This window comes from Elusimicrobiota bacterium, assembly GCA_040757695.1.
Classification (GTDB): Bacteria; Elusimicrobiota; UBA8919; order UBA8919; family UBA8919; genus JBFLWK01.
This window is the reverse complement of sequence record JBFLWK010000025.1, coordinates 20,010-27,388: the sequence shown is the minus strand read 5'-3', so window position 1 is coordinate 27,388 and position 7,379 is coordinate 20,010. Positions and strand designations below refer to the sequence as shown.

Below are 7,379 nucleotides of genomic sequence, written 5' to 3'. Positions count from 1 at the left end.
TCCCGATAGGGACATTCGGAAATGAATACCCCGTCCCTGCGGGACACCCCTTTTGAGAAAAGGGGAATGACAGTATGAGATTGCTTCGTCATTTCATTCCTCGCAATGACTGCACTGTTAACCATTTTTTAACCTCTGGCAAAAGTATAACAAAAAATCGGTAGTTTGTCAAGTGCTTTTTTGAATTTAATAAAATTATTTTTCTGGATTAGTAGTATTTCTGTAGGGGCTTAACGGAAATTGCTTTTTTTCCTAATGACTTAAGTGCTTCTACTGTCGCTTTAGCAGCTTCTATAGTAGTAATTATAGGTATGTTATGATAGAGTGCCGAAGTTCTTATTAGATAACCATCTGAGATAGCGCTTTTTTTGCCACTCGGTGTATTTATAACAACCGAAATTTTACCTGCTTTGAGCATCTCAACTACATTCGGACTGCCTTCGCTTACCTTTTTTACAATACTGACTTTTATTTTTTGTCGTCTAAGAAATATCGCAGTGCCTGAGGTAGCAACTATCTTAAATGCTAATTTTTTTAACTCTTTGACAACAGGAATTATTTTTTCTTTTTCACTGTTTTTTATACTGATAAATATTTTTCTTTTATCAGCGAAATTCATTCCCGCAGCAATTTGCGATTTCGCATATGCAACTGCAAACGAAGGACCGATTCCCATCACTTCGCCTGTAGAACGCATTTCAGGAGTCAAAACTGTATCACAACCTATAAATCTGTTGAATGGTAAAACCGCTTCTTTGACAGCGAAATAGTGTAAGCGGGTAAGCGGGTAAGCGGGTAAGCGGGTAAGTAATTTTTGACCAAGCATACAGGAAATTGCAAGTTTCACAACCGGAATCCCTGTTGCTTTTGAGACGAATGGCACTGTTCGTGACGCACGCGGATTTACTTCTAAAACATAGACCTTATTATCTTTTACAGCAAACTGTATATTCATAAGACCCTTAACATTTAGTGCTTTTGCCAATTTTTCTGTGTAATCTGTTATAATCTGCGTAATCCGCATTCCTAATGTTCTTGTCGGGATTGAACACGCACTATCACCGGAATGGATACCTGCCTGTTCTATATGTTCCATTATGCCAGCGATAAAAATATTCTCTCCTGCCTCACCTTTCCTACCTTTGCCGTCGGAAACTGCGTCAACATCAACTTCAACTGCATCAGAAAGGAATTTATCTATCAAAACAGGCTGCTCGGGCGAAACATTTGTTGCATTTTCAAGATAATTTTTTAATGCTTCATCGTCATACACAATCTCCATCGCTCTACCACCTAAAACATACGAAGGTCTGATAAGTACAGGATAGCCGATTTTTTTTGTGATTTTTAATGCTTTCTCAAAATTGTTTGCATAACTCCATTGTGCATGCGGTATTTTTAATTTTTTCAACAGTTTACCGAACCGGATTCTATCTTCTGCTAAGTCAATACTATCAAACGAAGTGCCTAAAATTTTTACACCTGCTGACTTAAGTTTTCGGGCTAAATTTAACGGTGTCTGTCCGCCAAGTTGGATTATTACACCAATCGGCTTTTCGCGTTCATAAATATTTAGCACATCTTCAACTGTGAGTGGCTCAAAATAAAGTTTGTCCGAAACATCATAATCCGTAGAGACGGTTTCAGGATTACAATTAACCATTATCGTCTCATAACCTAATTGTTTGAGTGCAAATACCGCCTGAACACAGCAGTAATCAAACTCTATTCCCTGACCGATTCTGTTTGGTCCGCCACCTAAAATCATAACGGCATTCTTATGTTCTTGTGTTCTTGTGTTCTTATGTTCAATAGTATCACTTTCTGATTCATATGTAGAATAAAAATACGGTGTGTATGCAGGAAACTCGCCTGCACAAGTATCTACAAGTTTGTATGTTGGTTTCAATCTCAATCTCAATCTTAATCTTCTTATTTCTTGCTCAGTTTTCCCAGTCAAATATCCAATCTGGTAATCAGAAAACCCATACTGCTTCGCTTTGTATAAAATTTCGGCATTCAATTGGTAGGGGGGAATTAATTCCCCCCTACCAAGAAACCCTGATTTACCGTCGGCTTTATATCTATTTTCATATTTGAATTTGACCAATTTGTAATCGGCAATTAATTGCCGATTACCTTTACCTTTACCTTGGAGTTGTTTCTCTAACTCTACAAGTTCTTTTATCTGGTAGATAAACCATTTATCAATTTTAGAAAGTTCTGAGATTTTATCAACTGAAAGTCCGAGTTGAATCGCATATTTTATATTGAATATACGGTCACAATTTGGAACTTTCAATTTGTATTTCACCTGCTCAATGTATGCGTTTCTTTCAATTGAATTTTCAGGTTGTCTACAGATTTTTTCTACAATCTGGACTTGACCAAAACCATCCGCACCAAGCCCATATCTTCCAATTTCAAGTCCTCTTATCGCTTTCTGTAACGCCTCCTTAAAGTTTCTGCCAATCGCCATTACCTCACCGACGGATTTCATAGATGTGGTTAATGTCTGGTCTGCTTGTAAAAATTTTTCAAATGTGAATCTAGGTATTTTTACAACTACATAATCAATTGACGGCTCAAACGATGCCGGTGTTTTCTTTGTGATATCGTTTTTGATTTCATCAAGCGTATAGCCAACCGCGAGTTTTGCAGCAATCTTTGCAATCGGAAAACCAGTTGCTTTTGATGCAAGTGCAGACGACCGAGACACACGCGGGTTCATTTCTATGACGACAATTCGGCCGTTTTCAGGATTCACAGCAAACTGGATATTACTCCCGCCAGTATCTACACCAATTTCTCGCATAATTTTTATTGACGCATCTCGGAGTCGTTGGTATTCCTTATCGGTAAGCGTTTGTGCAGGTGCAACAGTAATAGAATCGCCTGTATGAACACCCATCGGGTCAAGATTTTCTATCGGGCAGATAATTACAACATTATCGTTTTTATCACGCATCACTTCTAATTCGTATTCTTTCCAGCCAATAACCGATTCTTCAATCAGTATTTTCTGAACAGGACTTACCGAAAATCCCCATTTTACTTTTTCTTCAAACTCATCTCTACTATAGCAGATATTTCCACCACCACCACCGAGTGTAAATGAAGGTCTGATAATATTCGGGAAGCCAATTTTTTCTGCAATTTCTACTGCTTCATTAAAACTTTTTACATAACCGGATTTCGGAACTTCCAGTCCTGCTTTTTCTATTGTATTCTTAAAAAGTTGTCTGTCCTCTGCTTTTTTTATCACTTCGTATTTTGCACCTATAAGTTCAACATTGTATTTTTTCAAAATGCCTTTTTCATAGAGTTCAACCGCAAGATTAAGTGCTGTTTGGCCGCCAAGTGTAGGCAGAAGTACAGTCGGTTTTTCGTTCTCAATAATTTTTTCAAGAAATTTAACTGTCAATGGCTCAATATATGTTTTATCTGCAAATTCAGGGTCGGTCATTATTGTTGCTGGGTTTGAATTCACAAGAATTATTTTATATCCTTCTTCTTTTAATGATTTACACGCTTGTGTGCCTGAATAATCAAACTCACACGCCTGACCTATAATAATTGGTCCAGAGCCAATAATTAAAATTTTTTTAATATCAGTCCGTTTCGGCATATTTTTTGTAATAGATAAGAGGCTGTCCGACGTCTTTTGATTTTCTCGTCGGCTAAATATTGGCATTATCCCATAGGAATAATCACTTTTTTTGTATTTAATGTTTTCGTGTTAGCGACAACATGAAAACATTTTTTCAGTTTTAAGCTTTGATTTTGTCGGTTGGTAGATATGGACATTTTATGAATACCGCTTTAACAATTTCAGTAGTGTTATTATGGATATCATGCTTCTCTTTTGGTTCAAGCCGAAAAACATCGCCTGGGTTTGCTTGGTATTCTACATCATTCACATAGATTTTGCAACTGCCTTCAAGGAAATAAAATGTTTCTTCTACTTCGTTATGGTAGTGTGCACCAAGTTTTTCACCTGGCTTAAAAACAACAATTCCACCTTCCCATTTTGGTCCTTGAATCAAATATTTCGGTCCTGAATCACCCTGCCTGAATTTCTTTTCCCGTTCGTTTGTTTTTTCCATAAAATATCATCTCCGTCAGTATAAATTATGCCATTAAATAATGCTTTTCAATATTTTTGTAATATCTTCAACCGTTACTTCTTTTGGGTTGCCTTTTGCTGATGATGTATTCAAAATCTGTTCTGCGAGTTTTGTTAATTCAGTTGAGTCGGTTATGTATGTTATATTGGTTAGTTTTGTTGGGAGATTAATCTCTCTAAAAAATTTTTTTAGAAACAGTTTTGGATTTTTACCAAACACTCGTCTTGTGACTACCAATTTTTCTTGTGGTAATACTGGAAGATTGTAATTCAGTACTTCTGGTAGAGAGATTGCACAGGCGAGCCCATGTGGGATTTTGTATTTTGGACCTATAACAGAACCGATACCATGAGCAAGTGTAAGTCCTGAGTTGGCAATCATTATTCCACCGTATAGAGAAGCAAGTGCCAGTTTTTCGCGTGCGTGCAAGTTCTCAGGATTTTTTATTACTCTGGGCAGATTCTCAATAACATATTTTACTCCTCTATGAACTAAAGTGTCACATACAGGGTTTGATTTTTTAGAGATAAACCCTTCTACAAGATGACAGAGTGCATCAATACCAGAAGTTGCTGTGATATCAGGCGGCACTGTTAATGTAAGTTCCGGGTCTATAATTGCAACTTTTGCAAAAAGGTATTTAGACCGTATTGACCTTTTATTACCAGTTTTTGGATTTACAAGAACTGAATTCATCGTTACTTCAGCACCTGTACCAGAAACAGTCGGTACAGAGATAAAAGGTCGTCCCGGATTTTCTATTTTTTTTATTCCATCAATTTCTAAATAATCTTCTGCAGAATGTTCCTCACTAGCAAGCCCTGCAACTGCTTTTGCAACATCAATAGCGCTACCACCACCAATACCGATAACAGAACAACATTTTTCTCGCCCTACAATTCTCAGACCAGCATTTACAATCTCTGTATCTGGCTCTGGACTGATAGAATCATAAATTATAGTTTCAATCCCTTCGTCATTTAGCAGTTTTTTTATTCTATCTAAAGTGCCTGCTTGTTTGATTGATTTCTTACCACAAACAATAAATGTTTTATTACCGAATTTTTTTATTTCTTCAGGCAAAAAAGAAACAGCATTTTCTCCAAAAATTATTTTTGTTGGTAAAAAGAATTTATACATCATTCACATTCAACAATTCATATACTTTTACTGGTTTGATTCTGCCTTTAATTTCAGTTTCAAACGGTTCGGGAACCGCTACTTCAGCTTTTACATACTGGTACACATTCTCACCGATAAGAACCTGCCCGGGATAGCATATCTGTTGTAATCGGAATGCAACATTTACAGTATCGCCAATAACACTGTAATCGGTTCTTTTCTCAGAGCCGATATTGCCTGCAACCGCTTCGCCTGTATTTATTGCAATACCGGTATGAAGTATTTGTTTGTTCTGCAGTGTTCTTATTTGGTTTAATTTTATGATCTCATCCCGAATCTTTAACGCGCATTTACAAGCCCTTAAATAATGGTCTTGCTGCTCTAAAGGCACACCGAATACAGCCATTACGCAATCGCCAATAAATTTATCAAGTGTTCCTTCATACTCAAAAATAACATCAATTATTTTATCAAAATACTGGTTTAATGTTTCAAGCACTTCTTCAGGTTGTGATGCTTCAGCATATTTTGTGAACCCGCGTATATCAACAAAAAGCACAGAAATGTTTCTTCTCTCACCTTTCAGATGCAGCATACCTGGATTTTTTAATATTTTTTCAACTACCGGTTTCGCTACATAGCGTTTAAATGTTTCCTTTACAAACTCTCTTTCTTTAAGCCCTTTTACCATTTCATTAAATGCGGAACCTAATTGCCCTATCTCATCTTTTGTTTTGAAATAGACACGAGCATTGAAATCCATATTTTCTACTCGCCTCATTTCTTTAACCAATGTATATACAGGCATTAGCAAAACCTGAATCACAAATATCAAAACCATAATCCCAATGATTGAAATTAAAAGTAGTGAATACCCGGATGAAGATAGGATATTAGCAAGTTGCCATTGTTTTAAGTTATAGTATGAAAAAATAAGAAAATAGCCATGAACTTTTGTTATTGTTCTGATGGGATAGATAAATGCATTATAAGGAAAGAGTTGTTTTGTTTGAATAATAAGTTTTAAGGTTAATAAAAAATCAGAAAAAATATTTTTCTTAGGATAAAGTTTTAATGTGTAATATGTTGGCTCAACTCTTGCGTATGTTAGGTCGTGTATATTGGAGAAATCAATTTTGGTATAGAGATTTTTAATTAGTAACTTAAAGGATTCAGGATGAGCATTTAACCACAGGGTCGTATTTTCAGCAGCACCTAATGTTAGAGGGATGCCATCACTGCTATATACAACTACATTGGTAATATCAATCTTGCGTAATGCAACAAAACTGCTGATACCTTTTGTATCACGGAACCGTGCAACCACTTTCCAGAAAGTATTTGTTTGTGTTGGTGGTTCTGTTTTCTTGTCTCTCAATAATGTGTTCAAATGTTCATCAGAATTAACATATAGCAGGTTGGCAATTTGTATATCTGTATCTCTAAAAATGTTTTTTAGATTCAAAATTAGTGCAGATGACAAAACTATACCAAATAATAATAACACACTACCAGCAATAATAATGAATTTCGGTAGAAGTCGTATATTCAATCGCATCAGTATTCTAATAAACCAATTGAAAAAAGGAGCAACTAAAACCAAAAACAATAAAGTGAGCATCACAAGATTAAAAATTAACTTTACAGGTTTAACAGTTTTTATTTCAACTACAGAATTAAAACCACCAAAATGGTCGTCAACTTTATTAAAATTGTTTAAGTCCTCAGTCCATATATGTTGTATTTTTTCTCTCAATTTTTTATCTTTCGGAATCAATCTGAACTTATACAAATGTATACCGGGTGGTAATTTAAGTGTTAATTTAAGTGTTGTAGTATAACTATTCTCATCAACCTTTTTCAGAAAATACAAACCTGCAGAGTTAAGAATATAATCAATATGTTTTGGACAGCCCCATTCGTTAAATGTACCGACAAGTTCTATATCTTTGATTTTTGTATCAGCAGGGATTTTATATCTATCAGCGATAGATTTATGAAGTTTGCCATCTGGAAAACTGAAGTTGAAAGAAGTTGGCTTGGTATTTTTTGATTCAATAAGATTAAAAATATGATTTCCAATAATTAGAACGATAACCAACAAAATTGGGATTATTACTTTTTTCATAT

Annotated in this window: 4 protein-coding genes; all 4 read right to left on the bottom strand. The window is 35.5% G+C overall.

Annotation, left to right across the window (positions count from 1 at the left end; all coding sequences use genetic code 11):
- Window positions 1-208: 208 nt before the first annotated feature.
- Window positions 209-3,628 (bottom strand): carbamoyl-phosphate synthase large subunit, encoded by a 3,420-nt coding sequence (carB, locus tag AB1349_06260; protein ID MEW6556941.1) that lies wholly within the window; start codon window positions 3,626-3,628, stop codon window positions 209-211.
- A 142-nt stretch (window positions 3,629-3,770) separates the two neighbouring features.
- Entirely contained in the window at window positions 3,771-4,106 is a 336-nt protein-coding gene (locus tag AB1349_06255) for a cupin domain-containing protein (protein MEW6556940.1), read from the bottom strand.
- Between the two features lie 33 nt (window positions 4,107-4,139).
- Window positions 4,140-5,270 (bottom strand): iron-containing alcohol dehydrogenase, encoded by a 1,131-nt coding sequence (locus AB1349_06250; GenBank protein MEW6556939.1) that lies wholly within the window; start codon window positions 5,268-5,270, stop codon window positions 4,140-4,142.
- Entirely contained in the window at window positions 5,260-7,377 is a 2,118-nt protein-coding gene (locus tag AB1349_06245) for an adenylate/guanylate cyclase domain-containing protein (protein ID MEW6556938.1), read from the bottom strand. The genes AB1349_06250 and AB1349_06245 overlap by 11 nt, the downstream gene beginning before the upstream one ends.
- Window positions 7,378-7,379 lie beyond the last annotated feature (2 nt).

Excerpts from the sequence above, each read along its gene's own strand:
- AB1349_06255 (MEW6556940.1), bottom strand. The coding sequence starts at position 4,106 with ATGGAAAAAACAAACGAACGGGAAAAGAAATTCAGGCAGGGTGATTCA.
- AB1349_06245 (MEW6556938.1), bottom strand. The coding sequence starts at position 7,377 with ATGAAAAAAGTAATAATCCCAATTTTGTTGGTTATCGTTCTAATTATT.
- carB (MEW6556941.1), bottom strand. The coding sequence starts at position 3,628 with ATGCCGAAACGGACTGATATTAAAAAAATTTTAATTATTGGCTCTGGA.
- AB1349_06250 (MEW6556939.1), bottom strand. The coding sequence starts at position 5,270 with ATGATGTATAAATTCTTTTTACCAACAAAAATAATTTTTGGAGAAAAT.